The following is a 26,541-nucleotide window of genomic DNA, read 5'->3' on the forward strand; positions in this document are numbered from 1 at the left end:
CGCTGTCTGCGCCCCACGCGGGATCAGCTTGACGTGGTGAAGTTCCAGGGCATCAGCTCGTCGATCCTGCTGGCGGGGTGACCGGCGGTGATCGCTTCGAGGGTCGCCTCGAGGTAGGCGAAGGGCTCCACGCCGTTGATCTTCGCGGTGGCGATCAGGGAGGCGATGCGGGCCCAGGTGCGGCCGCCCTCGTCGTGGCCGGCGAAGAGTGCGTTCTTTCTTGTCAGGGCGATCGGGCGGATCAGGTTTTCGACGGCGTTGGAGTCCATCTCGACGCGGCCGTCGTGGAGGAAGGTCTGCAGGCCGCCCCACTGGCGGTGGATGTAGGTCAGTTTCTCGCCGAGGCGCGACTTAACCGAGATACGCAGACGCTGTGCCTGCAGCCAATCACCGAACTCGGCCACGAGGGGCGCGCTGCGGGCCTGACGGGCCGACAGACGTTGGCCCGGGCCCATGCCCCGGATCTCGAGCTCGATGCGGTAGAGCTCAGCGATCCGGCGCAGGCCCTCGGCGGCGATTTCCGAGCCGTCGCGGTCGAAGACCTCCTTCAGCTTGCGCCGCGCATGCGCCCAGCAGTGGGCCACCGTGATCGGCGCGCCGCCCTTGCGGGAGGGGCGCGTCAGTCGATCGTAACCGGTATAGCCATCCAGTTGCAGGATGCCGTCGAAGCCCTGCAGGATCTGCTCGGCATGGGCGCCAGCACGGCTTGGACGATAGGTGAAGACCACGCCGGGCGGGTCATCGCCGCCCCATCCACGATCATCCCGGGCAAGCGCCCAGAGGTAGCCGGTCTTGGTTCGGCCACGGCCCGGATCCAACACCGGGGCGGTCGTCTCGTCCATGAACAACTTGCCGGAGGACTTGAGATGCTCGGTTAGCCTGTCGACCACGGGGCCGAGGTGGAAGGCCGCTGTGCCAGCCCAGTCCGCCAAGGTGCTGCGATCGATCTGGATGCCGGAGCGGGCAAGGATCTGGCTCTGTCTGTAAAACGGCAGGTGGTCCGCGAACTTGGACACCAGGACATGTGCGATGGACCCTTCGGTCGGCAGCCCGCCTTCAATCAGCCGGGGTGCGGCGACAGCCTGAATGACCCCATCCGAGCAGATGCCGCAGGCATACTTCGGCCGGATGTCGACCAGCACCCGAAGCTGCGCGGGCACGATGTCCAGCCGCTCGGTCCGATCCTCGCCGATCCGGTGCATGCGGCCGCACCCACACGGGCACTCAAGGCTCGCCGGTTCGATGACACGTTCGATGCGCGGCAGATCAGCGGGCAGATGGCCGAGATTGCGCTGCCGTCTCCGGCGCGGCGTCGTGGTGGATGGCGCGGCCTGCTCCTTGCGGGCCTCGACCTCCGTGACGGCGGTTTCCAGGTCTTCGAAGGCCAGCTGCCGGTCGTCTTCGCTCAGCTTCTCGGACCGTTTGCCATGCACGACATGGTTCAACTCGGCGACGAGATGCTCGAGGCGCCGGTTTGCGTCCTTCAGCGCACCATTCTCCTGCAGCAGCGCCAGAACGGCGGCGCGCTGGCTCTCGGGGATCGCGGACAGGTCGATGGGCGGGGCGTTGGACATGCGCAGATTATACCGCGCCAAATGCGTCGATGCCCTATCATTCCCTGGGGCGAGTCACTCTGCCACAGCTGGTCTGCGCACCTCCAGCGATCGCACACGGCGCCAGTCCAGGCCGGCAAACAGGGCCTCGAACTGTGCCCGGTTCAGCGTCATGGCCCCATCCCTGATCGCAGGCCAGGTGAAAGTGCTTTCTTCCAGCCGCTTGTAGGCCATCACGAGCCCGCTGCCGTCCCAGAATAGGATCTTCATTCGGTCGGCGCGCTTCGAGCGGAAGACGAAGACCGTTCCGGTAAACGGATCTTCCGCCAGAGTAGACTGGACCAGGGCCGCGAGGCCGTCATGGCTTTTGCGGAAGTCGACCGGCTTCGTCGCCACCAGAATCCGCACACCCTGCGAGGGCATCAGCATGGATGCGCCTCGAGCGCGTGGACGATCTCAGCGACCCGGGCGACGGGCATGTCATGCGCCAGTTCGATCACAACAGCCCCCGAATGATCCTGATCGGGGCCGCCTGCGATGTTACCTCCGGACGCGCTTCCTCCTCGGCGACCTCGCAGACGACGAGCGGCGCAAAGACAGGTTCCTCGACTTCGGCTGCAGGCAGCACCAGCTTGCCCTGTTTGGCCTCTCGTCGCCACGCCGAAAGTTGATTGGGCAGAATGCCAAACCGCTCCGCTACGGCATTTACAGTCGCTCCAGCTTCCAGGGTCATCGAGACGGCCAAGGCCTTTGCTTCATCCGGCCACCGACGATGACCCGACGCGTAGATCTCGACGCCCAGCGATTTGAGAAACGAATTTGTAGCGCACATTGCGAAACGCACTCCCCATCATGAGATGGAGATCACTTCGCAGCCGAAGCCATCAGCAGCAACGTGGGGTCGAGACGACGCTTACCCTCGAATCGTCTTGGAACAAAACTAATTTCTATAGTCACTGTAGCTTCAATCCTTTCTTTCAGAAAGAATCTCCCGCAACTATTTGTCCGTGTGAACCGCTTTGTGGTGTTCGCCGTGTGCGTCGCGCAGAATGTCGATACCTCCCCAGGCCGCGATCTCGGCGACAATCACGCCGACGACGAGGTCCGGCCAGTTGGTTCCTAGCCAGGCGACGAGGCCACCGGCCACGACGATCCCAAGGTTCGCGGCGAAATCGTTGTAACTGAAGGTGTTGGCCGCGCGGATGTTGACGTCCGGATTTTTGAGCTTAGCGAGCAGCCAGACGCAGACCGCGTTGATGGCTGCTGCGATCAGGGCCATGGCGATCATGATCGTCCCGAGCGGATCTGACCCACCGATGTAGCGGCGCCACGCATCGTAGAGGATGCCTGCAGCGAACAGGATCAGCAGCCCGCCGGAAACGTTCGCCGCCCCGCGTTTCCATTTGGCGGATCGGGACAAAGCGAAAAGGCTGATCGCGTAGACGAAGCTGTCGGAGAGGTTATCGAGCCCGTTGGCGATCAGGGCACTTGAGTCGCCGAAGGCGCCTGTTGCGAAAAAGGCCACGGCCAAACCAATATTGAGCGCCAGAACGATCCAAAGCGTCCGTCTCTCCATTGAATCTTGTCTAGCGGCCATTTTGTGGTTCCAGCTTGTGTTGTACGACACATTAACTTCTGCGGCTGATCTGCGTTCCAGCCGGATTGTTGGCTGAATTCCTTCAGGCCCCGATTTCCTCGTGTTCGGTCAAGCATTCCGAATGGTCCCGCAACACCTCAAGCACCTTGCAATCTCCCGTCCGCCCGCCGCTGCATTCGTGAACCATGCGTTTCAGTTCCGTGCGCAGCGCCTTCAGGCGGGCCATGCGCTGCTCCACCTGTTTGAGCTGGCGACGCGCGATGGCATCAGCCTCATCACAGGGCCGGTTGGGATGGTCGCTGAGGTCGAGCAGCTCGCGGATCGCATCGAGCGAGAAACCGAGTTGTCGCGAGTGGCGGATGAAGGACAGTCGATCAAGCTGTGCATTGTCGTAGCGCCTCTGTCCGCCTTCGGTCCTGCCAGGTTCGGGCATGAGTCCGATCTGTTCGTAGTACCGGATGGTCTGCACTTTTGTGCCAGTCTTCTTTGACAGAGTACCGATCGTGAGCATTTTCGCCTCCATGAAAAAGATACAGTCTGTGTAGGTTTTGCCGTCGGAATAAACAAGTGTCGGATTCACAGACGCGTGAGTTCAAGCTATACCATGATTTCGTGCTTGAACCTCTAGCGGCTAGAGGATGTATCCGCACAGGCAATAAGAATCAAAATCAGGCGAACAGGATTGTCCCTTACATCGGCACAGAAGTTTCTTTGGGTTTTGGCAGGCGTGGCAGCGCTTGCCTTCGTGTGGCTTCTGCTCTGGTCCGACTATCGTTCCGATAGCGCCCGAACCGACGCCGAACCGCCTTTTTTCGCTGAGTTCGAACTGACGGACCACCAGGGTATGGTTCGAACCGAGGAGGACTTTGCGGGGCGCTGGATGCTGGTTTTTTTCGGCTTTACCAACTGCCCCGACGTCTGCCCGACGACCCTATCCGAGGTCGCGGCGGTGATGGACGGTCTGGGCGACGATGCCGCCAAGGTCCAGCCGATTTTCATAACAATCGACCCTGAACGAGACACGCCCGCAGCACTCGCCGAATACGTCCCGCTGTTCGATGCGGGCATCATCGGGCTGACCGGCATGCCGGAACAGATCGCCGCCACATCCGAGACCTTTCCGATCTTCTTCGAACGCGTCGAAGAGGCTGCGGCGCCGGATGGTTACACGATGGGCCACACGTCGCATCTGTTCCTCTTCGATCCCGACGCGGGCTTCGCCGACTCGTGGCCCTACGGCACCTCCGCCGAAGAGATCCTCGCCGACCTGGAAGAGAGGATCTGACCGACATGAACCGTATGTCCGGAGAAACAGCCCTCGGGCTGGCGTGGATCATCGCGCTCGTCGCCTCGCTTGCCGTGCTTTTCATCGGCGAGGTGCTGGGGCAGACGCCCTGTGTGCTGTGCTGGTTCCAGCGCGCCTTCATGTTCCCCTTGGCCATTATCCTCGGGCTGGGCCTTTGGTGGCGGGACGGCCGCGTGGGGCGCTATGGCATCGCATTGGCGCTTGGCGGCGGCGCAGTCGCCCTGTGGCACATGGGACTGTACGTCGGTCTTGTTCCCGAACGCATCCAGCCCTGCACGGCGACCGGCCCCTCTTGCACCGATGACAACCAACTGGTCTTAGGCATCCCTATCCCGCTGATGGCGCTCGCCGCCTTCGCGCTGATCGGGGCGCTTTCGGCCCTTTCATTGAAGGACACACGAACATGAACCGACGCGGCCTGATCCTGTCCGTTCTCGCCCTCGGCGTCGCCGGTTTCGGCGGAGCCACCTGGTTTGCAACCCGCCCCGGCCCGGTGGCCGAAGCGGAGCCTGTTGCGCCGGAACTCGCGGACGCGATGATCCGCCCCTACTCGCCCATCCTCGGGCCTGCGGAAGCGCCCGTCACGATCGTCGAATTCTTCGATCCGGCCTGCGAGGCCTGTCGCGCCTTTCATCCCATCGTGAAGGACATCATGGCCGAGCATGGGGATGCTGTCCGCGTCGTGATCCGCTACACGCCCTTCCACGGCGCGGCATCCGAGGAAGCGATCCGCGTGCTCGAGGCGGCGCGCATGCAGGACATTTACGTGCCGGTGCTCGAGGCCGTTTTGCGGGAACAGCCGAGATGGGCGTCGCACGGTGCCCCGGAGCCTGGTCTGATCCTTCAAATCGCCGCCACGGCCGGACTCGATGCCGAGGCCGCGCGCACGCAAATGCTGGCACCCGATGTCGTGGCGATCCTGAACCAGGATCGTGCTGACGTCGAGACCGTGGGAATTCGCCAGACGCCCACATTCTTCGTGAACGGCAAGCCGCTCGATCCGTTCGGGGAGGCAGAACTGCGGCGATTGGTGGCTGCCGAAGTCGCTGCCGCGTAAAGCTGAATGGAAAGGGCAGGATCAGAACGATGAAAAAGTATATTTTGACCGGCACACTGGCCGTGCTTTTGACCTTTGGAGGGCTCTCAGTGCCCGCGCTGGCCGGACCAGAGGATGTTGTCGTCGAGAACGCGTGGTCCCGCGCCTCCATCGGGATGAACCGCCCCGGGGCCGCCTACATGGCGATCCGCAACACTGGCGACGAACCGGTGACGCTGATCGGCCTTACAACACCGCTCGCGATGATGCCCGAAATTCACGAGACGAAGACCAATGCCGAAGGTGTGAGTTCCATGAGCCCGGCGGGGGAGATCGCGATCGCCCCTGGCGAAAGCGTCGCGCTCGAGCCGGGCGGCCTGCACGCGATGCTGATGCGGCTGAAAGAACCGATGACGGAAGGGGACACCTTTCCGCTGACCCTGCTTTTCGACGACGGAGGCGAAGTGACGGTCCATGTGCCGATCCTCGGCATCGCCGCGCGAGGGCCGGAGGACTGATGCGGCGACGGGCGATCCTGGGGTACGGCGCGGCTGGTGTCGGGGCGGTCGCCCTGATGCTCTTCGTCGGTTGGTGGCAGGTCGATGGACCCGGTGGACCCGAACCTGTCGGGCAGCGGCCTATGGCCCTGACCGAGATGGATTTCCGTCTGACGGATCATGAGGGCAACGCGGTCGGGCCGGAAACCCTGATCGGTAGCCCGACGATGGTGTTCTTCGGCTTCACCTACTGTCCCGATGTCTGCCCGACCACGCTCTCGGACATTTCGGGATGGCTCGACGATCTGGGAGACGAGGCCGACGAGATGAACGTGGTCTTCATTACGGTCGACCCCGAGCGCGATACCGTCGAGGCGATGGCGGAATATGTCGGCTACTTCCATCCTGGGATACGTGGCTGGACGGGACCGGAAGAGCAGATAGCGCGCGTCGCGGACGGCTTCCGCGCCACCTACGAGCGAGTACCGGCGGAGAGCGGCGATTACACGATGAACCACACCGCGAGCGTCTTCCTGTTCGCAGCCTCTGGGCGATTCGTCACCATGATCGACTATCACGAGCCCAAAGAATTCGCGGTGCCGAAGATCCGCCGCGCGCTGGAAGAAGAAATGGAGGGGGCGACATGAGGCTCAGATCTTTGGCGGCTTGTGTCGCAATTGCGGGGACGGTTTCGGGAGCGGCTATCGCCATCTCTGATTCCATGTCGAAAGAACCCGTGCCGCCGGAACTTGCCCAGGCAGGTAGCTGGATGCCCCAAGGTCCTGAAGCCCCCCAGAACGTTGACATCCCCGTGACGTTGCCCGCGGCGGCATGGGCAGACGATGCACCCGACCTCAGCCCGCTGCCCCTTCTGCAGGCCGCGTTTGCCGACAGGCCGGTGCAAGCGATCGAGCCACCCCTGTCGACGTGGTCGCGCGACATTGCTCCGGGCGAAACGCTCGATTTCTTGCTGTCAGAGGCCGGTCTTGCGGCACCTGACAGAGCCGAAGTTGCCCTCGCGCTTGGTGCGGAATACGATCTGCGACGGCTGCGGCCGGGGCACTCGGTCACTGTCGCTTCGACCGTGGACGGCAGCCCCCGCACCGTCTCACTCGCCGTCGAGGACGGGGTTCGGATCGAGGTGGTTTTCGGCGAGCAGTTGTCCACACAGGTCGTGGCTCCGGATCCGGAGATCGTAACCCTTGCCGGCGAAGCCGTGATCGACAGCTCGATCTTCGCGGCACTCGACGAAGCCGGCATACCCGCCCGTTTTTCCGTGGACCTTGCGCAGATGCTGGGTGGGACCGTGGATTTCCGCCGCGAGATGGCCGGTGGCGAAACACTAAGGCTTCTCTGGCGTGAGGCGCGGGTCGGAGAGGACAGGATCGGACAGCCCGAACTCGCCTTCGCCGCACTGGAGGTCGGCGGTTCGCTTTACGAGATCGTATGGCCGGACGACGGCAGCGGTCAGGCGACGATCTACGTCGATGGCGAGGTGCTGCGCGTCTTCGCACAGCCGGTCGAGGGTGCGCGCCTCAGCTCGGTGTTCGGACGCCGCACGCATCCGGTCTTTGGCAACGTCCGGATGCACACCGGCGTCGATTTCGCAGCGGCACGTGGGACACCGGTTCAATCGACGGCACCGGGGCGGGTTAGTTTCATTGGCTGGCGCGGTGGCTATGGCCGTGTGGTCGAAATCTCGCACGGCTCCGACACCATGACGCGCTACGCGCATCTGAGCGCCGTGCCGGAAGACCTGGCACAAGGCCAACGCGTTGCGGCGGGAGATGTGATCGGCCGCGTCGGCGCGACTGGCACGGCGACAGGTCCGAACCTGCACTACGAAGTCCTCGTGGATGGGCGCCCGACTGACCCCCTCACTGACGACCGGCTCGCCGAAGCAGCCGAGAGCGAAGCGGATGATACCGCCGCGCTCTCGCGTCTGGCCGAGGCGCGCGCGCTTCTGAATGAAAACCTCGGCAGCGAGATTGCCAAAACGACAACCGAAAGGCTCTGACCCATGAAACGCATGACCCAAGCTCTCGCCATCACGCTCGCCCTGTTCCCAGCGGCCCAGGCCCTCGCAGAGGCAACGGCGATCGACGTCCGCAAGACCAACGGATGCGGCTGCTGCCTCTCGTGGATGAAACATCTCGAAGAGAACGGGTTTGTGCCGACCGGCCAGGACATGTTCGGCGGGCTTCTCGTGCGCTTCAAGCTAGACAACGGCGTGCCGCAGCGCATGGTCTCCTGCCACACCGCGCTCATTGACGGCTACGTGATCGAGGGCCATGTACCGGCCGCTGACATCCGCCGCCTTCTCGAGGAGCGCCCGGACGCCGTCGGCCTCGCTGTTCCGGGGATGCCCTATGGCTCGCCCGGCATGGGGCCAGAAGACGACCGTGAAGCCTATGATGTCTTCCTCATCCGCAAGGACGGGTCGACGGAAGTCTTTTCGAGCTACGCCGAAGGATAATCTGGCCCGCCCATGGGAAATCTGTCTCCGATAATGCTCGGCTTTCTCGGAAGTCTTGCCGCCGGATCGCTCACAGCAGTCGGAGCAGTTCCCGTGCTGTTCGGGCGCATCCCGTCTCGGGCCACACGCGCTCTGTCGCTCGGCTTCGCTGCCGGTGTGATGCTCGCCGCTTCTTTCTTTTCGCTGATCATCCCGGCATTGGATGCGGCGGAGCCGATGTTCGAAAACGGCGCGATGCCTGCGGCCATCGTATGCGTTTCGATTCTTCTGGGCATGGGGGCTGTCGCCCTGATGAACGAAAAGCTGCCGCACGAGCACTTCAAGATGGGACGCGAAGGGCCCGAAGCGGCGTCTTTGCGGCGGGTCTGGTTGTTCATCATTGCGATCACGATCCACAACTTCCCCGAAGGCCTTGCCGTGGGGGTCGGCTTCGGATCCGGAGGTATGGAGGGCGGTTTGCCGCTTGCTGTCGGCATCGGGCTTCAGAATGCGCCCGAAGGATTGGCCGTCGCTGTATCTCTGCTGGGCGAGGGATATCCGAAGCTGCGCGCCTGGGGCATCGCGGCGCTGACGGGCATGGTCGAGCCGATTGGCGGCCTGCTCGGGGCCGGGATCATCACACTGTCGGAACCGCTGCTGCCATGGGGACTGGCCTTTGCCGCGGGCGCAATGCTCTACGTCATCAGCCACGAAATCATCCCCGAAACCCATCGCAGCGGCCATCAGAACAGGGCGACGCTCGGTCTCGCAGTCGGGCTCGTTCTGATGCTGTTTCTCGATGTCTGGTTGGGATGAGGCAATGTCACTAAACAAGGTATCTCCGGTGATCGGCGTCTTCGCGGCGCTTGCTGCGTTCGCGATTGATCAGATCACCAAAGCCATTGTTGTTGCGGATGCCGCCACTTTAAGCGCCGGGATTTCCGTGTTTCCGGGATTCAACCTCGTCTTTTATCGTAATGACGGCGTGACTTTCGGGATGCTGGGCGGCGCTCCGTGGTGGAGCCTAATCGCTCTCGCTCTTGCCATCTGTGTTTGGCTAGGGGTTATGCTGTTTCGCGCCGACAATGCGGTGGAAATGCTTGCCTACGGTGCGATCATTGGCGGAGCCCTGGGCAATGTCATCGATCGTGTGCGGTATCGGGCTGTAACAGACTTTCTCGATTTCTACATTGGCACAACACATTGGCCTGCCTTCAACTTGGCCGATGTATTTGTCGTCAGTGGCGTGGGGCTCTTGCTCGCCGCGCCATGGATCAGCGCGCGGCGTTCGATCAAGTCGTGAAGCCGGAAATTCTGAACCGCATCGCTCTGCGCCACCGTTTTCTTTCGCGGATGACGCTTGGTTTCGCCGCCGGGGCGATGACCGTTCTGACTTTCCCGCCTCTTTCGATTCTCCTGCTTGTTCCCGTTGCCTATTCCGCGTTGTTTGTCGGGCTTCGCGATCTCTCCTTCGGGCGTGCTTTCCTCGTCGGCTGGGCGTTTGGTCTCGGCCAGTTCGGTTTCGGGATTTGGTGGATCGCGGAAAGTTTCTACGTCGAGGCCGAGCGGTTTGGGACGATGGCGATTCCGGCGGTCGCGGGATTGTCCGCAGGTCTCGCGATTTTCCCAGCCATTGCCGCTGCGCTTTTTGCCGAAATCGCGCGGCGCGGAGCCATGGGCAGTCTCTTGGCCTGCCTCCTGTTCGCGACCTCCTGGACCGTGGCCGAGTGGTTGCGTGGTCACGTTCTGACAGGGTTTCCCTGGAATCTGGCCGGTTACGCACTTGTAGACTACGCCGCCCTTCGCCAGACCGCCGCCTGGGTCGGAAGCTATGGGCTAAGCTTTCTCACCGTGTTCGTCGCGGTACTCCCTGGCGCGGCTGCTATGGCGTCCGGGCGGCAACGATTGACCGTTTCGCTCATGGCGCTGGCCGGAATCGCGACGATGTGGGCTGTCGGCACGCTGCGCCTCCAGTCGGATGCACAACAGCCACCCGGTGTCGACCTGCGCATCGTCCAGGGCAACATTCCACAAGAGGAGAAATGGGCGCCCGAGAACCGCGAGGCGACATTCGCGCGCTATCTTGAGCTTTCAACCCGGCGCGGCGATTTCGACGTGCTTCTCTGGCCGGAAACCGCCTTTCCGGGTTTCCTCGACGAGGATACGGAGGCGCAGGCCCGCATTGCCGCTGCGCTCACAGAGGGCAGGGTGCTGCTCACCGGTGTGCCGGACCGTGTACCGAGCGAGGATGGCACCCGATATTTCAACACGGTCCAGGCTTTTGGCGCGACCGGCAGAATCCTGACCGGATACGCGAAACACCATCTCGTACCCTTCGGCGAATATGTGCCATTCCGTGGCTGGTTGCCCATCGAGCGGCTCACGGCGGGTCTGGGCGACTTTACGCCCGGACCGGGCCCGCGAACGCTTGCGCTTCCGGGTGTGCCGCTGGTCGCCGTGGCGATCTGCTATGAGATCATCTTCCCAAGCCATGTGGTCGACGATCTGTTCCGGCCGGACTGGATTTTCAATGCGACCAACGATGCTTGGTTCGGAACCAGCATTGGACCGGAGCAGCACCTCGCGTCCGCACGCATGCGCGCTGTCGAGGAAGGGCTTCCCATCGTCCGGGCCGCAAACACAGGGATCTCCGCGATCATCGACGCAAACGGTGACCTCGTCGCGCGGCTCGGCAACGGAGAAACCGGTGTCATAGATGCGGCTCTGCCCTCTGCTCATCCGTCAACGCTCTATGCGCGCTTCGGTGACTGGGCGCTGCTGGCTCTCATCTTCACTACTTGGGCCGTCGGACTGGCTGCAGGTCTGGTCGGCACACACCGGTGCAACAAGAGAACAAGAACGGAGAAAAAGTCATGCTGGTAATCGCGGGCATTGTCGCGGGTGCGATCTGGGGTGGATATCTGGCGCGACGCCGAAAAGGAAACCGGCTGGATATCCTCCAGTATGCGGCGAGTTCGGCGATCGCCTTCGGTCTTCTCACCTATTTCATATCGGTGGTCCTCTTGCGCATCTTTTTTTAAGAAGGGTTTCGAAACAGCACCGACATGAGACGGCTTTTCAACATATTGCTGTACGGGTTTCTGGCAATCTGCATCACGGTATCGGTTGGTTCCGGGTTGGTCTATTTTCTGCTGAGCGCATCCGTTCCCGACTACGACGAGGACTTCACGGTCGCAGGCTTAGGCGGACCGGTCGACATTCTGCGAGATTCTTCGGCAGTCCCGCACATCTCCGCGACTTCCGCTGCAGATGTCTACTTCGCGATCGGCTTCGTTCACGCCCAAGACAGGCTCGGTCAACTGTTAAGGGCAAGGCGAAAAGCGGAAGCTTCGTGGCCAGCCGATGGGACATTGTCCGTTGCGCCAGCGGTCTCAGACGCGCTCGCGTCCTATGCCGCGGGCGTCAATGCGTGGCTCGAGCTTGTGTCGGAAGGCGGGCGTGGCAGAGGCTCTCCGGAGCTGCTGATCGCAGACGAACGGTCGATCGCGGCCTGGACACCCGGCGATAGCCTGAGGATTGCCCGGTCTTTCCTGAATGGCCTGCGACCGGGAAGCGCACGGGAAGGAATGCCGAGTATATCAGGTGCCATTATACCGACGGATCGCCCGAGAGCGCCCGAACTACTGGCGACTGATCCGCAGCAGCGCCTCAATGCGTGGGCGATGGACGGTGACCGAACCGCTACCGGGACGCCAATTCTCGCCGCCGAAATCAGCGGTTCCCTGTCGCTTCCCTCGGAATGGTATCTCGCTGATCTTCAATTTTCGACGGGGCCGGCCATAGGGGCCACAATGCCGGGCGTACCTTTCGTTATTGTTGGTCGCAACGCGCGCGTCGCCTGGGCCTTCCGGTCACTTCCCGTGCCAGACGAGGAGGCGCCAGGGGGGCCATCACCCATGCAGACGGCAGGTTTCCTGACGATGCTGGAGCTGTTTGCGCGTTCAGCCGACGCGAACGATGCCACTAGAGTTGCCGCAGACATGTTGCCGAAGGGCATGGAGGCATTGGTAATTGATCGAGAGACCGTTGACCGTTGGCCAAAAGAGGAAGCCGTACGGGCGTCGTCATTTCGCGACATTCGACTGGCGGAGCTTGAAACGCGGCAATCGATCTTCTCGACAGAAGGCGTCATGGGTGTTCAAAGGGACACCGTAAGTTCCGTGGCGCGAACCCTCCTGCCCCTAATGGCGAAAGAGCTTTGGTTCGTGCAGTCCAGAGACAGCATCGAAGGCACCGATACGGACGACCTTCGTCGTGAGCTACTGGACAGGCTTGCGTCGTGGAATGGCGAAATGGATCGATATGCGCCGGAACCTCTGCTGTTTTGGACCTGGGTCTGGGCTTTGCAGCAGCGCATTTTGAAAGACGAGTTTCCGACAGCGAAGCAACTCTGGACCCGTCCGAACCCGGACTTTCTTTATGCGGTACTCAGCGATCGTCGCGGCAGCGCGATCTGGTGCGACATCCGTCCATCGTCACCTCGAGAGACATGTGAGGAGCAGGTTCGCGTGGCCTTGGATGATGCCCTTGGCTGGCTGGTCGATCGATATGGGCGCGATCTTTCGACCTGGACCTGGGGGGAGGAGCATACATTGGACATGCAGTGGTCGCCGATCAGTTCACGTGGGTTGCTGACCGACCTGCTGTCCCTTCAAGCGCCGATCTCAGGCGATCCCTTTACGCAATTCTTGACGTCATTTGGTGTTGAAGAAGACCGTCCATTCCTTGTAAGTGCCGGAAGCAATTTTCAGGCGGTCATGTCGATATCGGGAGCAGCGGGATCATACTACATCTCGCCCGCCGGACAGTCGGGACATCCGCTATCTCGATTCTACGACAATCTTTTTCCCTCGTGGATACAAGGCGAATACCTCGCCATGTCGACCGATCTGTCACTAGCCCGTGGCGGCGCTTCCGGGATATCGCGGCTCACACCGGCTACCTCCGACAACCCTCGGATGAGCGAGGGCCAGAGCGAATGATCACGAACTTCTTCTTCCTTTACGACCCTTTCGGCTATGTGCTGTCACCGGTGTCGCTCATTGTTGTCGGTCTTACAGCATGGCTGTTTTTGCGTGGGCTCAAAATACACGCTCGCTGTCTCGGAAGGGTTTCTGGCTGGCGTCGAGCCGTCTTCTTTGTCGGCCTCGCGGCCGTCCTCGTCGCGACGAATGGGCCGCTCCCGCCATTGGGGCACAGTCTGTTTTCGGTACACCAGGCCGAGCATCTTCTTCTGCGACTGGCAGGACCCATTCTCATTGCGGTTTCTCAACCCTGGCTTGTCCTTCAAGCCGGATTGAAAAGGGGATGGCGCCGACGCCTTGCCGCGATTGGGCGTGCGCGCATCCCGCGATTCTTGGCGCTTCCTGCATCTGCCACCTCCTTGTTGATTGGTGCGCTTTTCGTCTGGCAGATCCCGATGATCTACGCCCTTACACAACGTATTGCGGCGATGGAAGCGCTAGCACATCTGTCTATGGTGCTGGCTGGGCTTTGGTACTTTGCTATGCTGTTCGATCTGCGTGATCCGCCTGAAGGAGCGCGGCGCGGTGCTCGGCTGATGTCAGGGTTCGTGGTGATCGTTTCCAACATCTTTCTGGGCTCCCTGACAACGCTCAAAGAGGTGCCTCTCTATGGATCAGAAATCATCGCAGCGAGCGGTGGCCGACTTCGCGCCCTGGCTGACGAGACAATCGGTGGCTACGTAATCTGGGTCCCGTCGTCGATGGTTCTCATCGCGGCAATCATTCTGGTGCTGAACGGCTGGAACGCGGCGGAGGAACGGCGCTGGACGTCCCGCTACGACCTGATGCGCCAATCGAATGCGGCGGCGCTCGAGTTTCCGGAAACCGCGGAGGAACTGCGTCTGAAAGTAGGGAAGCCGAACCGAGACATGGGCCGTACGCTCGCCCTTGGCGCATTCTCCATGTTCATGGTTGTCATGGTTACCGTCGTGACCATCGTCTATGCCCTCGGATAGATTGAATTCGACATGAGACCAGACGTATTCTTCTCCGCTAGGGCCCGCCTGTCTCGCCACTGCCACGGCTGGACACATATTGTAGTGTCCTTACGCGTACCGGGTGCTTGCGCTGGCCCACGGCGGCAAGTGTCACTTTGGCCGTGATCGCCATCGAAGCGATCAACGTGGCCCTGTGCCGACGATTTGCCTGATCTGACGGAAGATCATCTCCTCCCATCAGGCGTAGATGTCGATCGGTGTTCCGTCTTTCACCATTGCATAGATGTCCTCGATCTGCCGATCTGTGACCGCGATGCAGCCAGCTGTCCAGTCGCGGACGTCCGTTGGGTCGATGCCTGGGCGTGGACCACCATGGATGAAGATGTCGCCGCCGGGGGAAAGGCCCTGCGCTTCAGCAAAGGCGATGTCGGCCTCATTCGGATAGGAGATGCCAACCGAAAGATGATACGTACTGTCGGGGTTGCGCTTATCGACTACGTAAGCGCCCTCAGGGGTCCGGCCGTCTCCCTCGAATTGCTTGTGACCCTCAGGAGCGAAACCCAGCCCGACCGGATAGGTTTGCAATACGCGATCGGCTCCGTCCAGAACAAGCAAACGCTGCCCCTTGTAAAGCCGAACACGGGTCACTTCGGGTCCGCCATAGCTGCGGAACTTGCTGGCACAGCCAGACAAAAACGCTGCCAATCCGCCCAACAGGACGGCGCGGCGGGGAAATCGGATGGTTTTCACTGCTCGATGCCTCTTTCGTGAGGTCTGATATGGACATTACGTTACCTTGCAAATGCTGCGTGATCAATGTCCGTGGGCAAGCGCGGCCTTTGCCATCTCTGGACCAACCTGCTCACCGCTGAATGCCTTGCGGGCCTACCGCAGCGCCTTGAGGGCGACCGGCAGGGAGACCACGGCAAGCCTTAATCGAACAACTCGTGAAGCCAGGATTTGCGTCGATAGCCGTGCTTGCGGTCGCCGCCGCCGTGCTTTCCGCGCCGGTAGCCGCGATCATCGTCGTAGCCGCGCGGCTCAGGCACCCGCTGAGGCGCCACATCGGGTGCCGAACGCTCGATGATCTTGTCCAGTTCACCCCGGTCGAGCCAGACACCCCGGCAATCGGGACAGAAGTCGATCTCGATCCCCTGGCGGTCGGTCATGCTCAAGGGCACCTCGCAAACCGGACACATCATCCTGCCCTTCACGCTCATGTCTCGTCTCGGCTCCTTTCCGGGTTCTCCCAGTTCAATGACCATGTGCCAGCGCTCCTTTGGCCAAGCCTTCGCCAACCTGTTCACCGCCAGACGGCGGCGCCTTGGCCTCTTGGCTGTTCAGCAGGCGCAGGGCGTTGGCCACCACCAGCAATGACACTCCTACATCGGCTGCAATAGCGCCCCACATCGATGCCACTCCGAAAGCGGTAGCGACAACGAAAACGCCCTTGGTCGCCAAGGAAATACCGATGTTCTGATGGATAATCGACATTGTCCGGCGCGAATGACCGATCAGCCAAGGCACCTTCCCGAGGTCGTCTGTCATCAGGGCAATATCCGCCGTCTCGATTGCCGCGTCCGAACCAACGGCACCCATTGCGATGGCGTAATGCGCGCGCGCCATGGCCGGGGCGTCGTTGACCCCGTCGCCGATCATGGCCACCATGTCATGCGTTTCGACCAGTTCTTCGATAGCTGTCACCTTGTCTTCGGGCAGAAGCTCGGCACGGACCTCGTCGATGCCGACCTCGGCTGCAACAGCGCGCGCTGTCCGCTCGTTGTCGCCCGTCAGCATGACGATGGTCTTCACGCCCTGCGCGTGGAGCTGTGCCACGATGCCCTTGGCATCGGGGCGGATACGGTCGCGCAATTCCAGGATGCCGGTGACGCCGGTGTCGTCGCCCACGGCAACAAGGGTGCTGCCGGCCCCTTCGATGCGGTCGCGCAGATCCTTCGGAATGGCGTCGCCGAAACCCTTCTCCTCGGCAAACCGGTCGGACCCTAGCCAGATCGACCGGCCGTCTGTGCGTCCTTCAAGTCCCCTACCTGGAACGGTTCGGGTATCTTGCGCGGCGGACACATTGATGCCTTCGGCTTCTGCCCGCGCGAGAATGGCGCGCGCCAAGGGATGCGAGGAACGTGCCTCCAGCCCAGCGGCGAGGGTCATCAGATCTTGCGCCGATGCTTTGCCCAGCGGATGCACCGCCGCCACCTCCGGCTCGCCCATGGTGATCGTGCCGGTCTTGTCCATGGCCAGTGCAGTGGTCTTGCCCGGTGCCTCAACATATGCACCGCCCTTGATCAGCACCCCAGCCCGCGCTGAGGCGGTGAGTGCGGCGACGATGGAGACCGGTGTCGAGATGACCAGAGCACACGGGCAGGCGATCACCAGCAGCACGAGTGCATTGTAGAACCAATAATCCCAGGCCCCACCGAAAATGAGCGGCGGCAGCAGGGCAATTGCAATGGCGAGAGCCATGACGATAGGCGTGTAGATGCGGGCGAACTTCGCCACCCACTGCTCCACCGGCGCACGGCGGGCATGGGCGTCGCCGACCATGCGGATAATCTTGGCCAACACGGTGTCCGAGGCGGCCTTCGTGGCGCGCACCGTCAGTGTGCCTTCGCCGTTGATCGTACCGGCATAGACTTCGTCGCCCCGTTCCTTTGGGACCAGCGCACTCTCTCCGGTGATTGGCGCCTGATCGACGGCCCCTGCCCCATCGACAACCTCACCATCCAATGGGATGCGATCTCCGCCGCGCACGACGAAACGTGCGTTGATAGCAACCGCGGAAGCCGGTACGTCCGCTTCCGAACCGTCATCATAAAGAATTCTTGCCGTCGGCGGCGCCAGGTCCAGCAGAGCTGAAACCGCATTCCTCGCACGCCCGACGCTCCAGCTTTCGAGGAAAAGCGAGAGCGAGAAGAAGAACGCAACCGTCGCCGCCTCGAAAAATTCGCCGAGGCCAATTGCACCCGCGACTGCGACGACCATGAGCAGGTTCATGTCGGGCGACAGCCGCCGTGCGGACGACCATGCCTTGGGCGCCACGAGCCAAACACCGAACAGGATCGCGACCGCGAATAGCCCTGCCTCGACCAGTGGCATCGGCGCTTCGCCGTGCCCTGCGAAGAGGCCAAGTGCCCCCCCCATGCCGGTCTCGATGATGTGCCACAGAAATCCCGCGGCCCAGAAGCCACCACTGAGCGCCGTAAACAGCCGCTGGCGTGCAAGATGGGCCGCCTGGTCGACCGACGCGTTTTCGGCATCCCAGGGCTTGGCGGTCATGCCGGTGCTTGCGACCAGTTCTGCAATTTCGCCGTCCGATACACTCTTGGCGCTGTCGAGGATAGTCATCCGTCCATTGATCACGTCGAACGCAAGATGTTCGGCCCCGCCGATCTTCGGGCCGACCACCTTGTTCAGGATTGCTACCTCCTCGGCGCAATCGAGGCCGGACACCTGAAAACTGCGCCCGCCCGCTGGCGCGGGGGTCGCCGGAACGATGTCGCCGCACGTTCCGGCGCTCCCGCAGCAGCTGCCGCCGCTTGTCTGGGCATCTTCGGCGTGATCGTGGTCGTGACGATGGGTGTCGGACGGCATGAATGGACCTCTGGATTCGGGTGCTTTACCATGACATAGCCCCTACAGTGGCTAGAGCTTCAAGAGCAAAATACGGTGGTATTTCAGATTGTTTTATTGCTAGAGGATGCGGTGACTGGCTCTATCACGCCTTGAGGCATGAACAGCCGCTGCAAAGAAAAACAGTCACGAAAGGAAACTTAATGCGGGTTTTGATTCTGAAGCAAAAAATGATGGTTGCAGTGGCGCTGTCGCTCACGGCCGGGTGCGCAGTCCAGCCGACTGGACCGGGCGACGTGGCAAAACAGGGGGGCAACGTTCCCGAAGCCGTGATTGCAATGGCTGCCCCGGATCAGGATGTTGCAACTGCGCGCTTGGTACCGGAAGACGGGTGCTACTGGTACAAACACAGCGGCCCCGTAGAAACAACCTTGCTGCCGCTGCGCACGGCGAACGGCAATCGTATCTGCACCCCTCGCGAAACTTAATTGCGTTTGCCGTCCGCTGCTTGGCTTAGCTGCGGGCAGTCACGCTGTCCTCCGCCGAGTAAAGATAGGCCGTAGAGCCGGTCTCGACGTTCGGGTAAAGATCATTGATATGAGCCATGACCATCCGTACGCAGCCCGAACTTGCGCGGCCACCGATACTCCGTGGGCTCGGAGTGCCATGGATGCGCAAAAGGGTATCGCGATCCCCGACGTAGAGATACAGCGCCCTCGATCCAAGCGCGTTTTCCGGTCCCGGTTCCATGCCATCGGCAATGTCAGCATAAAGTTCGGGGTCGCGATTGATCATGCTCTGTGTCGGTTGCCAGTGCGGCCACCTGACCTTGCGCTTGATGGTATAGACACCCGGCTCGTAGAGGTTCCCCCGCGCGATGGCCACGCCGTAGCGCATCGCGGTTCCACCCTCTTCAATGTGGTAAAGATATCGTGCGACCGCGTCGACATGGATATCTCCCGGCACGAGACCGGCCTTCGCAAGGACTCGTTGCGGCAGGAACCGCGGGTGCAAATCCCAGGGATTGGAGGTTTCGGGGACATAATTTGGAGGCGTCACCTGTGCGTCCCATTCAGCCTTCTGCGCCTCGGTGGGCCAGCTATCGGCAAACGTCACGCCGGGAACGGTCGCAGAAAATAGCGCCGTTGTTGTTTGAATGAAGTGTCGTCTTGTCAGCATGTCGTACCCTTTCGGTTCCCACCGGCGATTGATGGCAAGAACGGTATGTGTTCTCCTTGAACAGATAGGACTTCTAGTGGCTAGAGGTTCAAGGGCAAATTTTCGTGAGTAAACATGCGATCCTTGCAGTTTCCAGTTTGCTTGGGAGGAGAAAACTGCTCGCACGATACCTGGTCCGAAGTTGCGCAGCGACAATTCGTTAGGGTCAGGATTCATAACCAGTAGATGACGGTTGCTGCGAGCGCGATGGCTGAGAGAAAGACCTTTGGACAGCGGTCATAGCGGGTTGCCACGCGCCTCCAGTCCTTGAGGCGCCCGAACATGATCTCGATGCGGTTTCGCCGCTTGTAGCGGCGCTTGTCGTATTTGACCTGGGTCTTGCGTTGCTTTCGGCCGGGAATGCAGGCGCGTATCCCCTTGTCTTGCAATGCTTCTCGGAACCAATCAGCGTCGTAGCCCCGATCCCCGAGCAGCCATTCGACATTTGGAAGGCTGCTGAGCAGCGCCCGTGCGCCGATGTAGTCGCTGACCTGTCCGGCGGTGACGAACAGGTTGAGCGGTCGTCCTTGGCTGTCGCAGATGGCATGCAGTTTTGTGTTCATGCCGCCCTTGGTTCGACCGATCAGGCGACCGCGCCCCCCTTTTTGGCGGCCATGCTGGTCGCGGTACGGTGTGCTTTCAGATAGGTCGCGTCGATCATCACGGTTTTTTCTTCGCGGTGTCCGGTAGCCAGGCCGACCATCATCCTGGCGAAGATGCCTTTCTCGCTCCAGCGCTTCCACCGGCTGTACAGCGTCTTATGCGGTCCATAGGCTTCAGGCGCGTCGCGCCAGCGCAAGCCATTGCGATTGATGAAGATTATCCCGCTCAAGACGCGTTTGTCGTCGACCCGAGGCTTGCCGTGGGACTTGGGAAAGAAAGGGGAAAGCTTGGCCATCTGCTCGTCGGTCAGCCAGAAAAGGTCGCTCATGTCACCGCTCCGTTTTCCGGGCCGTGAATCACGCAGCGCTTTGAAAATCAATGCATCCTGACCCTAGAAAGTTGCGGGGTACAGGATCACACGCGTGTCCAGCGGAACCATATCATACAACTGGACAATCTGATCGTTAACCAATCTGGCGCATCCGTTTGAAACGGCACTGCCAATAGTGCTTGGGTCATTTGTGCCATGCACACGTAAAAAGGTATCCCCGCGTCCCGGTTGAAAAAGGTAGAGGGCCCGCGCACCTAGAGGGTTGCTCAGACCGCCAGGCATTCCATTCCGAAACGGTCCATACTTTTTCGGTTCACGACGCAACATGCCCGGGGTCGGTGTCCAGCTGGGCCACTCCTTCTTTGCCCCCACATAGAATTCGCCTGCCTCGTAAAGGCCCGGGCGACCGATCCCGACAGCGTAGCGAATTGCAGTGTTATCGGGTTGGGTCCAGAACAGGGCAAACTGGCTTGGAACAACATGGATTTCGTATGGAGCGGAGCCCTCTGGAATGCTCACTACTTGAGGTAAATACTCCGGCGGTAAATCATACTTTGGCAGCACTACATGGGCTGAAACTGGCTGACTGGCCAAAGTGCCAACAGCCCCGGCGGCAAGGAGGAATTTTCTTCGATTCATGAAGCTGTGGCTTTCGAACGGTGAACGTTGAATGAACGCCGGTACACGAAAAAAGACTTTAACAAGTCATGCTAGGTGCGCGATCAGAACAATTTCACTTGTGTTCCTACCTCAGCCAAAGCGAACAGTTCTTTGATATGTTCGTTGTAAAGGCCGATGCATCCGTTCGACGATTGGCGGCCAATTTTCCGCGTGTCGCCCGTTCCGTGGACGCGGTAATATTGCCATGAAAGGTAGAGGGCGTGTGTACCCAAGGGGTTGTCTGGACCGGGTGGAAAATAGTCTGGCCAATCCGGATTGCGGATCTTCATCGAAGGCGTGGGGCGCCAGCTTGGTCCTTCCACTTTCTTGATAACGCTAGTGTATCCGCGTTTTGTCAGTTCTTCGGATTCCGGAACGCTCGACGGATACAGCTTATAAACACTTTCATCCTCTGACCAATATTGCACCGCTCGGGAATCAATGTCGCACAGGATTGCACCGTGGTTTAGATTATCGAAGTGATCCCGCCAGTTTGAGGTGCTGAAGGATGAAATATTGCGGCGCACTGGTGGCGTAGCAAGTGGTGCTGTGGTTTGCGCTGTTGCAACGCCTGCTCCTAGGAACACGCCACTTGCGGCCGCACCGAGCAGCGCTCCGCGACGTGAGATAAATGAGTCTTTAATTAGCTTCATGATCAATCCTTCGGTCGTGCCTCTTTCGCCTGGTTACAACCTTCACCCACTGGAGCTTCAAGCGATCAATTGTCACAAAAACGTGAGACGAATGGCTAACGAACGCTTTGGGCTGGAAAAGCCTTCTCGCATTCGAACGGAAAGTGGCTTAAACGATCATCTGGGGCGGCACTAAAGCGTGCCAGGTCAAGCCGGTGTCAGCCTCGACAAATGACCTATATTAGGTCAGCTTTCCACATGCGATACCTCCCGTGCCCCGTCACCTCGCGGATCAAACCGCTTGCCTCCATCCATGCGAGATTGCGCTGAACGGCGGCGCGGCTGGCTCCGGTCATGGCCTCAGCCATCGGGGCGGAGACCAAGGGCCATTCCGTGAAAACCTTTCGCAAGGCAACCGGCGTGCGGCCAGATAATTGCGCCATGACGTTTTCTGCCCGCCCGATCCACACTTCAATATCATCAAGTGTTCGCATCGCCGTTAGAATTGCGCTGTTCATCCCATCCAACCAGCGGGCCAAACGCTCGGGTGGCAAGCCCGAAACGCGCAGCCCCCCGGCCCCGGCCATAGCGAGCGGCGCGAAGATGGCACCGCTTCCATCGCTGGTCGCGATCCTGGACGCGGTGACGGCAGCTTCGATCTGGTCGCCGTGGCGTCCGAGGCCCGCCAAGCTCCACAGGTGATACCCCATGCACGCCCGCGTGATCGGGTGGAGACCCTTTGCGGCTGCCATGACGTCCAGCCACCCACCCGCGCGATCCTCGAAACGCTCAGCGCTGTCTTCAATGTTCTCGGGATCGCGGCGATCCAGGAAGGCGGCCAAGTCAGCTTTCGGTCCAGGACCGCCTGTTAGGCGCCGAACAGCCCATCCAACTCTTGCCAGTGCATTTGGGTCATCCTGTGCACCTGACAGCCGCATCGATATCCAGAGCGCCAGACGATCAGAACTCACGCGATCCCCTGCGAACCAGCTGAGATCCGCTGCCTCGATAAGAGCGAGGCGATGCCGCCAGCCTTCCGGGCCACGCAGCAGCCGGTCATCCAGAGCTCCCAGGCGTCCAGCCACTCTTGCCAGTCGCGCAGCGTGAACGCCTTCTGCTTTTGCCCAGTCTTCGACGACAGCAGTGTCGGGCGGTTCCGCCCGTGGCCCTGGAGGCAAATCATCCGGTTCTTCTTCAAGTGACCTAGGTAGAAACCAGAGATCGTCTTCGTGAGCCTCTTCATCCTCCTCGATGGTGATAAGGAGGTCGCCGTAATCATCAGTCAAAGAAGAGGCTTGCGTCATCTTGTGTGCAAAATACTGATTTTTTGCACATTGCCCAGGCGTTTTCGTGGCCGCTGCCTGCGCCATTTATATAGTACGCGCGCGCGACTGCAGGTGAAACCTCTCAGATCGCTTTCAGCGCAAGGAAACCAAAGGTTTTTGGACGAGCACGACGAGAGAGCACCTACTTGCATTTGGTTACAAACGGTCGTTTAGTAACGGTATATGAAATTGCAAACGGCCGATTTTCATGCCCCTGATAGGCTATGCGCGCGTATCCACAGAGGATCAGACCCCCCTGCCCCAGTCTGAGGCCCTGCAAACTGCCGGATGCGTCGAGATCTTCGAAGAGCACGCCTCAGGCGGCAATCGTGCCCGGCCGGTGCTTGCCCGCTTGCTGGAGCGCATTAGCAAGGGCGACACGCTGGTTGTCGTACGGATCGACCGGCTCGCGCGGTCTCTGTCGCACCTTCTCGAGGTGATCGAACGGTTGGAGGCCAAGGGGGCGTTCTTTCGTTCCATTCAGGACCCGATCGACACCGGATCCCCGCAAGGCAAGTTCACGCTGCAGGTTCTGGGCGCCGCGGCCGAGTTCGAGCGGGCGCTGATCCGGGAACGTACCAAGGCGGGGCTGGCGAGCGCCCGTACCAAGGGCCGGGTCGGCGGGAACCCTGGGCTTCGCACCAAAGACCCCGACGCGCTGCGCAAGCTACGGCTGGCGCGACAAGACGGCTACATGGAGCGTCTGAACGAGACGGCACAAGATTGGGTGCCCCATGTGCGCCGGTTGCGACCCGACTTGGCTTGGGAAGACGTGGTGCGCATCATCAACGGCCCCTTGCCCGAGGCGCGTCGCTGGACCCAAAGCCGTCTCTTGCGCGCTGTGAAGGCCTATGTCGGCGACGGCTTCCTGCCGGCCGAGGTGCTAGCCCGCGCCGGGCGCCGCGAAACCGACGACCGTCTGCCCGCCATCGTCGCCGGCATCAAGGGCGCGGACCCTGACATCACGCTCCAGGCGATCTGTGACCGGCTGGAATCCATGCGCGAACGCTCCCCGCGCGGACGCGCCAGCTGGCAGCCGTCTTCGGTGAAAATGCTGTTGGAGCGGGCGGAACGACTCGGCCTCATGCCGTACGAATCGAGCCAAGATCAGGTGTAGCTTCTGACCCGAATCCAAAAAATTTCACCGGGAGAAAACTCCGCAGGAGGCAGAAAGTGCCATTAGTTGCTTGGGGTTAGCTACTATTGTGCCAACTCAACAGAGTGGTGGCTCGATTCGGTTAGATCTGCATTTAATATATCTATTTCAATGACTTGCTGATTTTTTTGCGTGGCAACACCTATAGGTGCTGTGGATAACTTTTGCACTACATCTAGATTCTTCTTGCCGGACTCACTGGATCGTGGCATTCCCATTCTGACGGCAAATTGCGTCAGACACGTTGTGCGTCGTCAAAATGATCAAGAGCCTTAACAGAGGCCAAGAGCGGGCGGCAGGATATGGATGATCAAAACGTTGGATATGCGCAAGGCATAGGCTCTTCTGACATCGGCACGTTTGCCGACAATCTGGCCGAGTCCTTGGATCGGCAGATGAAGATCGCCTTCGAACCCGAAGAGCGTAAAGCCTTGCGGCGTTTCAGCTCGACCGAAGTTGCCGGTCTCCTGCGCGTAAGCACGTCTAACCTGCGCAACCGGCACAAGGACGGTAGCTTCCCGGAAGTGCATACTGATAACCGCGGGCACCGGTTCTACACAGCCCAAGAAGTGGACGAATTGCGCAACATCTTGGAGCGCACAGGAAAGAACGCCGAATCGTATCGGCCAGGTCGACGCGATGGCGACCGACTTCAGGTGCTATCGGTCGTCAATTTCAAAGGTGGTTCGTCGAAAACAACAGCGACGATTCATCTTGCACAGCGTTATGCCTTGCGCGGCTACCGTGTTTTGGTCCTGGATCTCGATCCGCAAGCAAGTTTGACCACATTTTTCGGCTTTCGGCCTGAGCTCGAGTTCGCCGAGGGCGGAACAATCTATGATGCTCTGAGATATGAGGATCAGGTTCCGCTCTCTGACGTGATCCAAAAGACCTACTTTCACAAACTCGACATGGTTCCGGCCGGCTTGATGCTCTCGGAGTACGAAACCGAGACAGCAAACGCGCTCGCCCGTCGGATGCAGCCCATTTTTGCGGAGCGCCTCGCCTTGGCACTTGAGGAGGTAGAGGCAAATTACGACATCGTACTGATCGACTGCCCTCCTCAACTCGGCTTTCTGACTCTCACGGCATTGGCGGCCTCTACAGGGCTCCTGGTGACGGTCGTGCCAGGAATGCTGGATATCGCTTCCATGAGCCAATTCCTGAAACTTGCGTCAGAAACGGTAAAGGCCGTTGAAGAAGCGATTGGACGCCGTGTGACATGGGATTTCGTCAAATTCCTGATCACAAGGTATGAGCCGTCAGATGGGCCACAGACCCAAATGGCTGGCTACCTGAGATCAATTCTCGCCGGCCAGGTCATGACTGAACCCATGCTGAAGTCTACCGCAATCTCTGACGCCGGAATGACCCAGCAAACCGTCTATGAAGTTGATCCCGGCCAGTTCATCAGGAAAACGATTGATCGCGCTCTGACCAGCGTGAACGGCGTTGCCGATGAACTGGAGCAGACGATCCAAATGGCATGGGGGCGTCGCTGATGGCCAGAAACATTTTCAACCAACCTCCGAAGGACGAAAAAGAGAGCGCGGCTCCCTCCCCTACCCTGCAAAAAACTGCAAAGCTGCCCGGCTCTGTTGGCGGTTTGCGGGACTCCTTGCGCGAAATCACGGCCAATTCGATCCGGGACATCGAACCCGGTCAGATTGACATGGATGGCCTTCGCGATCGGTTGGTGCTGGAAGATACGAGTATCGACGAGCTTGCGGAGAGCATTCGCAAGCATGGCCAACAAGTGCCGATCATGGTCCGCCCATCGGGCCAACCCGACAGATACCGCATCATCTACGGCCGCCGTAGACTGGCAGCGATCCGCAAAATCGGAGGAACGGTCAAGGCAATCGTTCGCACATTGGACGACGACGCCTCGCTTATCGCACAGGGTCAAGAAAACAACCTTCGACTTGATCCGTCTTTCATCGAAAAATCTCTGTTTATCAGAGAGATGCAGGAAATTGGGTACAAACCCGGCGTCATTCAGGATGCTTTGGGGTTAACCCGGCAAGGCGTGTCCAACCACCGGGTCGTTATCGATCAACTGCCTGATGGGCTTGTTCAGCTTATCGGGCCGGCACATGGCATCGGAAGACGGCAGTGGGGTGATTTAGCGGCCCTATCGGGAAAGGTAGACTTGGTGAATTCGGCCAAAGAGGTGATCGCCGCCCTGCCCGACGACATTCCAAGCCCCGAGAGATTTCAGGCAGTCTATTCTGCTTGCTCGCACAAGGCGCGTGCAGACAAGAAACCGACCAGTCGCGGCGTGACGTCCGTCGTCAAGAATGAGAGCGGCGACACTGTCGGAACGCTGACAGTCGATCAGAAAGCGATCGCCATCAAGATCGCCAAAAAGGACAACCCGGAATTCGGCCAGTGGCTCGAGGAACGTGCGGAAGCTACGCTTTTGCAACTCTTCGATGAGTGGCGGAATGAGAGCGGCTCTGGGTCCTAACCCAAGCCACATAGAGGAACCCGAGCAAAGGAGAAAAGCGAAGACCAGAAAGAAAAGAGCCCCCCAAAGTTTCCCCTGGAGAGCCCTCATCATTCGATTTGCACTCATGATGTAGCAACCTCCAGCAAACC

At 60.4% G+C, this 26,541-nt stretch carries 30 protein-coding genes; 17 read left to right on the forward strand and 13 right to left on the reverse strand.

Translation table 11 applies throughout. From position 1 onward, the window contains the following. Nucleotides 1-23: 23 nt before the first annotated feature. From tnpC to ACGYLD_RS14600, 5 genes are all read right to left on the reverse strand, one after another. The gene (gene tnpC / locus ACGYLD_RS14580) at nucleotides 24-1,574 is read right to left on the reverse strand and encodes an IS66 family transposase (RefSeq protein WP_271690355.1); all 1,551 of its coding nucleotides are present in this window, start codon (nucleotides 1,572-1,574) and stop codon (nucleotides 24-26) included. A gap of 54 nt (nucleotides 1,575-1,628) precedes the next feature. Continuing rightward, complete coding sequence (tnpB, locus tag ACGYLD_RS14585) at nucleotides 1,629-1,982, reverse strand: IS66 family insertion sequence element accessory protein TnpB (protein ID WP_271690354.1); 354 nt, start codon at nucleotides 1,980-1,982, stop codon at nucleotides 1,629-1,631. Between the two features lie 67 nt (nucleotides 1,983-2,049). Next, on the reverse strand, nucleotides 2,050-2,385 hold the full coding sequence (locus tag ACGYLD_RS14590) for a transposase (protein ID WP_276154111.1): 336 nt from the start codon (nucleotides 2,383-2,385) through the stop codon (nucleotides 2,050-2,052). A gap of 165 nt (nucleotides 2,386-2,550) precedes the next feature. Beyond that, the gene (locus ACGYLD_RS14595) at nucleotides 2,551-3,129 is read right to left on the reverse strand and encodes a cation transporter (protein ID WP_271690428.1); all 579 of its coding nucleotides are present in this window, start codon (nucleotides 3,127-3,129) and stop codon (nucleotides 2,551-2,553) included. A 103-nt stretch (nucleotides 3,130-3,232) separates the two neighbouring features. Then, nucleotides 3,233-3,661: a helix-turn-helix domain-containing protein gene (locus ACGYLD_RS14600; protein WP_013959865.1), complete on the reverse strand. Its 429-nt coding sequence runs from the start codon at nucleotides 3,659-3,661 to the stop codon at nucleotides 3,233-3,235. Nucleotides 3,662-3,868: 207 nt separating this feature from the next. Between ACGYLD_RS14600 and ACGYLD_RS14605 the strand changes: the two genes are divergently transcribed. The 13 genes from ACGYLD_RS14605 to ACGYLD_RS14665 are packed head-to-tail and all read left to right on the forward strand — an operon-like array spanning nucleotide 3,869 to nucleotide 14,445. Further along, nucleotides 3,869-4,435 (forward strand): SCO family protein, encoded by a 567-nt coding sequence (locus tag ACGYLD_RS14605; protein WP_088635930.1) that lies wholly within the window; start codon nucleotides 3,869-3,871, stop codon nucleotides 4,433-4,435. Between the two features lie 5 nt (nucleotides 4,436-4,440). Continuing rightward, complete coding sequence (locus tag ACGYLD_RS14610) at nucleotides 4,441-4,863, forward strand: disulfide bond formation protein B (protein WP_088635910.1); 423 nt, start codon at nucleotides 4,441-4,443, stop codon at nucleotides 4,861-4,863. After that, nucleotides 4,860-5,513, forward strand: a complete 654-nt coding sequence (locus tag ACGYLD_RS14615; RefSeq protein WP_088635911.1) for a thioredoxin domain-containing protein — start codon at nucleotides 4,860-4,862, stop codon at nucleotides 5,511-5,513. Before ACGYLD_RS14610 ends, ACGYLD_RS14615 begins: the two co-directional genes overlap by 4 nt. Before the next feature lie 29 nt (nucleotides 5,514-5,542). Next, complete coding sequence (locus tag ACGYLD_RS14620; protein ID WP_088635912.1) at nucleotides 5,543-6,010, forward strand: copper chaperone PCu(A)C; 468 nt, start codon at nucleotides 5,543-5,545, stop codon at nucleotides 6,008-6,010. Then, nucleotides 6,010-6,636 (forward strand): SCO family protein, encoded by a 627-nt coding sequence (locus ACGYLD_RS14625; protein WP_394402957.1) that lies wholly within the window; start codon nucleotides 6,010-6,012, stop codon nucleotides 6,634-6,636. Before ACGYLD_RS14620 ends, ACGYLD_RS14625 begins: the two co-directional genes overlap by 1 nt. After that, nucleotides 6,633-8,006 (forward strand): M23 family metallopeptidase, encoded by a 1,374-nt coding sequence (locus tag ACGYLD_RS14630; RefSeq protein ID WP_271690352.1) that lies wholly within the window; start codon nucleotides 6,633-6,635, stop codon nucleotides 8,004-8,006. Before ACGYLD_RS14625 ends, ACGYLD_RS14630 begins: the two co-directional genes overlap by 4 nt. 3 nt (nucleotides 8,007-8,009) lie before the next feature. Then, nucleotides 8,010-8,465 (forward strand): DUF411 domain-containing protein, encoded by a 456-nt coding sequence (locus ACGYLD_RS14635; protein WP_043772538.1) that lies wholly within the window; start codon nucleotides 8,010-8,012, stop codon nucleotides 8,463-8,465. Nucleotides 8,466-8,477: 12 nt separating this feature from the next. Next, nucleotides 8,478-9,260: a ZIP family metal transporter gene (locus tag ACGYLD_RS14640; protein WP_088635914.1), complete on the forward strand. Its 783-nt coding sequence runs from the start codon at nucleotides 8,478-8,480 to the stop codon at nucleotides 9,258-9,260. After that, complete coding sequence (gene lspA / locus ACGYLD_RS14645) at nucleotides 9,244-9,747, forward strand: signal peptidase II (protein WP_369824853.1); 504 nt, start codon at nucleotides 9,244-9,246, stop codon at nucleotides 9,745-9,747. Before ACGYLD_RS14640 ends, lspA begins: the two co-directional genes overlap by 17 nt. Continuing rightward, nucleotides 9,714-11,327: an apolipoprotein N-acyltransferase gene (gene lnt / locus ACGYLD_RS14650; RefSeq protein WP_088635916.1), complete on the forward strand. Its 1,614-nt coding sequence runs from the start codon at nucleotides 9,714-9,716 to the stop codon at nucleotides 11,325-11,327. Before lspA ends, lnt begins: the two co-directional genes overlap by 34 nt. Further along, complete coding sequence (locus tag ACGYLD_RS14655) at nucleotides 11,318-11,485, forward strand: hypothetical protein (protein ID WP_009815492.1); 168 nt, start codon at nucleotides 11,318-11,320, stop codon at nucleotides 11,483-11,485. Before lnt ends, ACGYLD_RS14655 begins: the two co-directional genes overlap by 10 nt. Nucleotides 11,486-11,509: 24 nt before the next feature. Then, nucleotides 11,510-13,447: a penicillin acylase family protein gene (locus ACGYLD_RS14660; RefSeq protein WP_088635917.1), complete on the forward strand. Its 1,938-nt coding sequence runs from the start codon at nucleotides 11,510-11,512 to the stop codon at nucleotides 13,445-13,447. Further along, on the forward strand, nucleotides 13,444-14,445 hold the full coding sequence (locus ACGYLD_RS14665; RefSeq protein WP_394402959.1) for a cytochrome c oxidase assembly protein: 1,002 nt from the start codon (nucleotides 13,444-13,446) through the stop codon (nucleotides 14,443-14,445). Before ACGYLD_RS14660 ends, ACGYLD_RS14665 begins: the two co-directional genes overlap by 4 nt. Nucleotides 14,446-14,664: 219 nt before the next feature. Here ACGYLD_RS14665 and ACGYLD_RS14670 read toward each other — a convergent pair whose 3' ends face one another. The 3 genes from ACGYLD_RS14670 to ACGYLD_RS14680 all read right to left on the reverse strand — a co-directional run bounded on the left by ACGYLD_RS14670 (nucleotide 14,665) and on the right by ACGYLD_RS14680 (nucleotide 18,036). Continuing rightward, entirely contained in the window at nucleotides 14,665-15,177 is a 513-nt protein-coding gene (locus ACGYLD_RS14670; protein WP_035367119.1) for a murein L,D-transpeptidase family protein, read from the reverse strand. 182 nt (nucleotides 15,178-15,359) lie between these two features. Further along, nucleotides 15,360-15,647, reverse strand: a complete 288-nt coding sequence (locus tag ACGYLD_RS14675) for a zf-TFIIB domain-containing protein (protein WP_071974146.1) — start codon at nucleotides 15,645-15,647, stop codon at nucleotides 15,360-15,362. A 34-nt stretch (nucleotides 15,648-15,681) separates the two neighbouring features. Beyond that, entirely contained in the window at nucleotides 15,682-18,036 is a 2,355-nt protein-coding gene (locus tag ACGYLD_RS14680) for a cation-translocating P-type ATPase (RefSeq protein ID WP_271690351.1), read from the reverse strand. 182 nt (nucleotides 18,037-18,218) lie between these two features. On the opposite strand from ACGYLD_RS14680, the gene ACGYLD_RS14685 reads away from it, so the two are divergent. Further along, a complete protein-coding gene (locus ACGYLD_RS14685) occupies nucleotides 18,219-18,503 on the forward strand; it encodes a hypothetical protein (RefSeq protein WP_088635920.1) in 285 nt (94 codons plus the stop codon). A 25-nt stretch (nucleotides 18,504-18,528) separates the two neighbouring features. Here ACGYLD_RS14685 and ACGYLD_RS14690 read toward each other — a convergent pair whose 3' ends face one another. The 5 genes from ACGYLD_RS14690 to ACGYLD_RS14710 all read right to left on the reverse strand — a co-directional run bounded on the left by ACGYLD_RS14690 (nucleotide 18,529) and on the right by ACGYLD_RS14710 (nucleotide 22,763). Continuing rightward, complete coding sequence (locus tag ACGYLD_RS14690) at nucleotides 18,529-19,194, reverse strand: L,D-transpeptidase (protein WP_088635921.1); 666 nt, start codon at nucleotides 19,192-19,194, stop codon at nucleotides 18,529-18,531. Between the two features lie 212 nt (nucleotides 19,195-19,406). Beyond that, nucleotides 19,407-20,164, reverse strand: a protein-coding gene (locus tag ACGYLD_RS14695; protein WP_088635922.1) for an IS5 family transposase whose coding sequence is annotated in 2 segments (ribosomal slippage) — nucleotides 19,407-19,840 and nucleotides 19,840-20,164 — 759 coding nt in all. Because the reading frame shifts where the segments join, the coding sequence is not laid out codon by codon here. 63 nt (nucleotides 20,165-20,227) lie between these two features. After that, nucleotides 20,228-20,806, reverse strand: a complete 579-nt coding sequence (locus tag ACGYLD_RS14700) for a L,D-transpeptidase (protein ID WP_009815505.1) — start codon at nucleotides 20,804-20,806, stop codon at nucleotides 20,228-20,230. Between the two features lie 83 nt (nucleotides 20,807-20,889). After that, on the reverse strand, nucleotides 20,890-21,480 hold the full coding sequence (locus tag ACGYLD_RS14705; RefSeq protein WP_088635923.1) for a L,D-transpeptidase: 591 nt from the start codon (nucleotides 21,478-21,480) through the stop codon (nucleotides 20,890-20,892). A 215-nt stretch (nucleotides 21,481-21,695) separates the two neighbouring features. Continuing rightward, nucleotides 21,696-22,763: a hypothetical protein gene (locus ACGYLD_RS14710; RefSeq protein ID WP_088635931.1), complete on the reverse strand. Its 1,068-nt coding sequence runs from the start codon at nucleotides 22,761-22,763 to the stop codon at nucleotides 21,696-21,698. Between the two features lie 229 nt (nucleotides 22,764-22,992). Here ACGYLD_RS14710 and ACGYLD_RS14715 point away from each other — a divergent pair, with 229 nt between their 5' ends. The 3 genes from ACGYLD_RS14715 to repB all read left to right on the forward strand — a co-directional run bounded on the left by ACGYLD_RS14715 (nucleotide 22,993) and on the right by repB (nucleotide 26,410). Next, nucleotides 22,993-23,901 carry a recombinase family protein gene (locus tag ACGYLD_RS14715; protein ID WP_394402961.1) on the forward strand — a complete coding sequence of 303 codons (909 nt, stop codon included), beginning with the start codon at nucleotides 22,993-22,995 and terminating at the stop codon, nucleotides 23,899-23,901. 341 nt (nucleotides 23,902-24,242) lie between these two features. Further along, nucleotides 24,243-25,442 (forward strand): plasmid partitioning protein RepA, encoded by a 1,200-nt coding sequence (repA, locus tag ACGYLD_RS14720; protein WP_394402963.1) that lies wholly within the window; start codon nucleotides 24,243-24,245, stop codon nucleotides 25,440-25,442. Next, nucleotides 25,442-26,410 carry a plasmid partitioning protein RepB gene (gene repB, locus ACGYLD_RS14725; protein ID WP_394402965.1) on the forward strand — a complete coding sequence of 323 codons (969 nt, stop codon included), beginning with the start codon at nucleotides 25,442-25,444 and terminating at the stop codon, nucleotides 26,408-26,410. The genes repA and repB overlap by 1 nt, the downstream gene beginning before the upstream one ends. The last annotated feature ends 131 nt before the right edge of the window (nucleotides 26,411-26,541 follow it).

Source organism: Sulfitobacter sp. 1A12056, assembly GCF_043558125.1.
GTDB classification, from domain to species: domain Bacteria; phylum Pseudomonadota; class Alphaproteobacteria; order Rhodobacterales; family Rhodobacteraceae; genus Sulfitobacter; species Sulfitobacter faviae.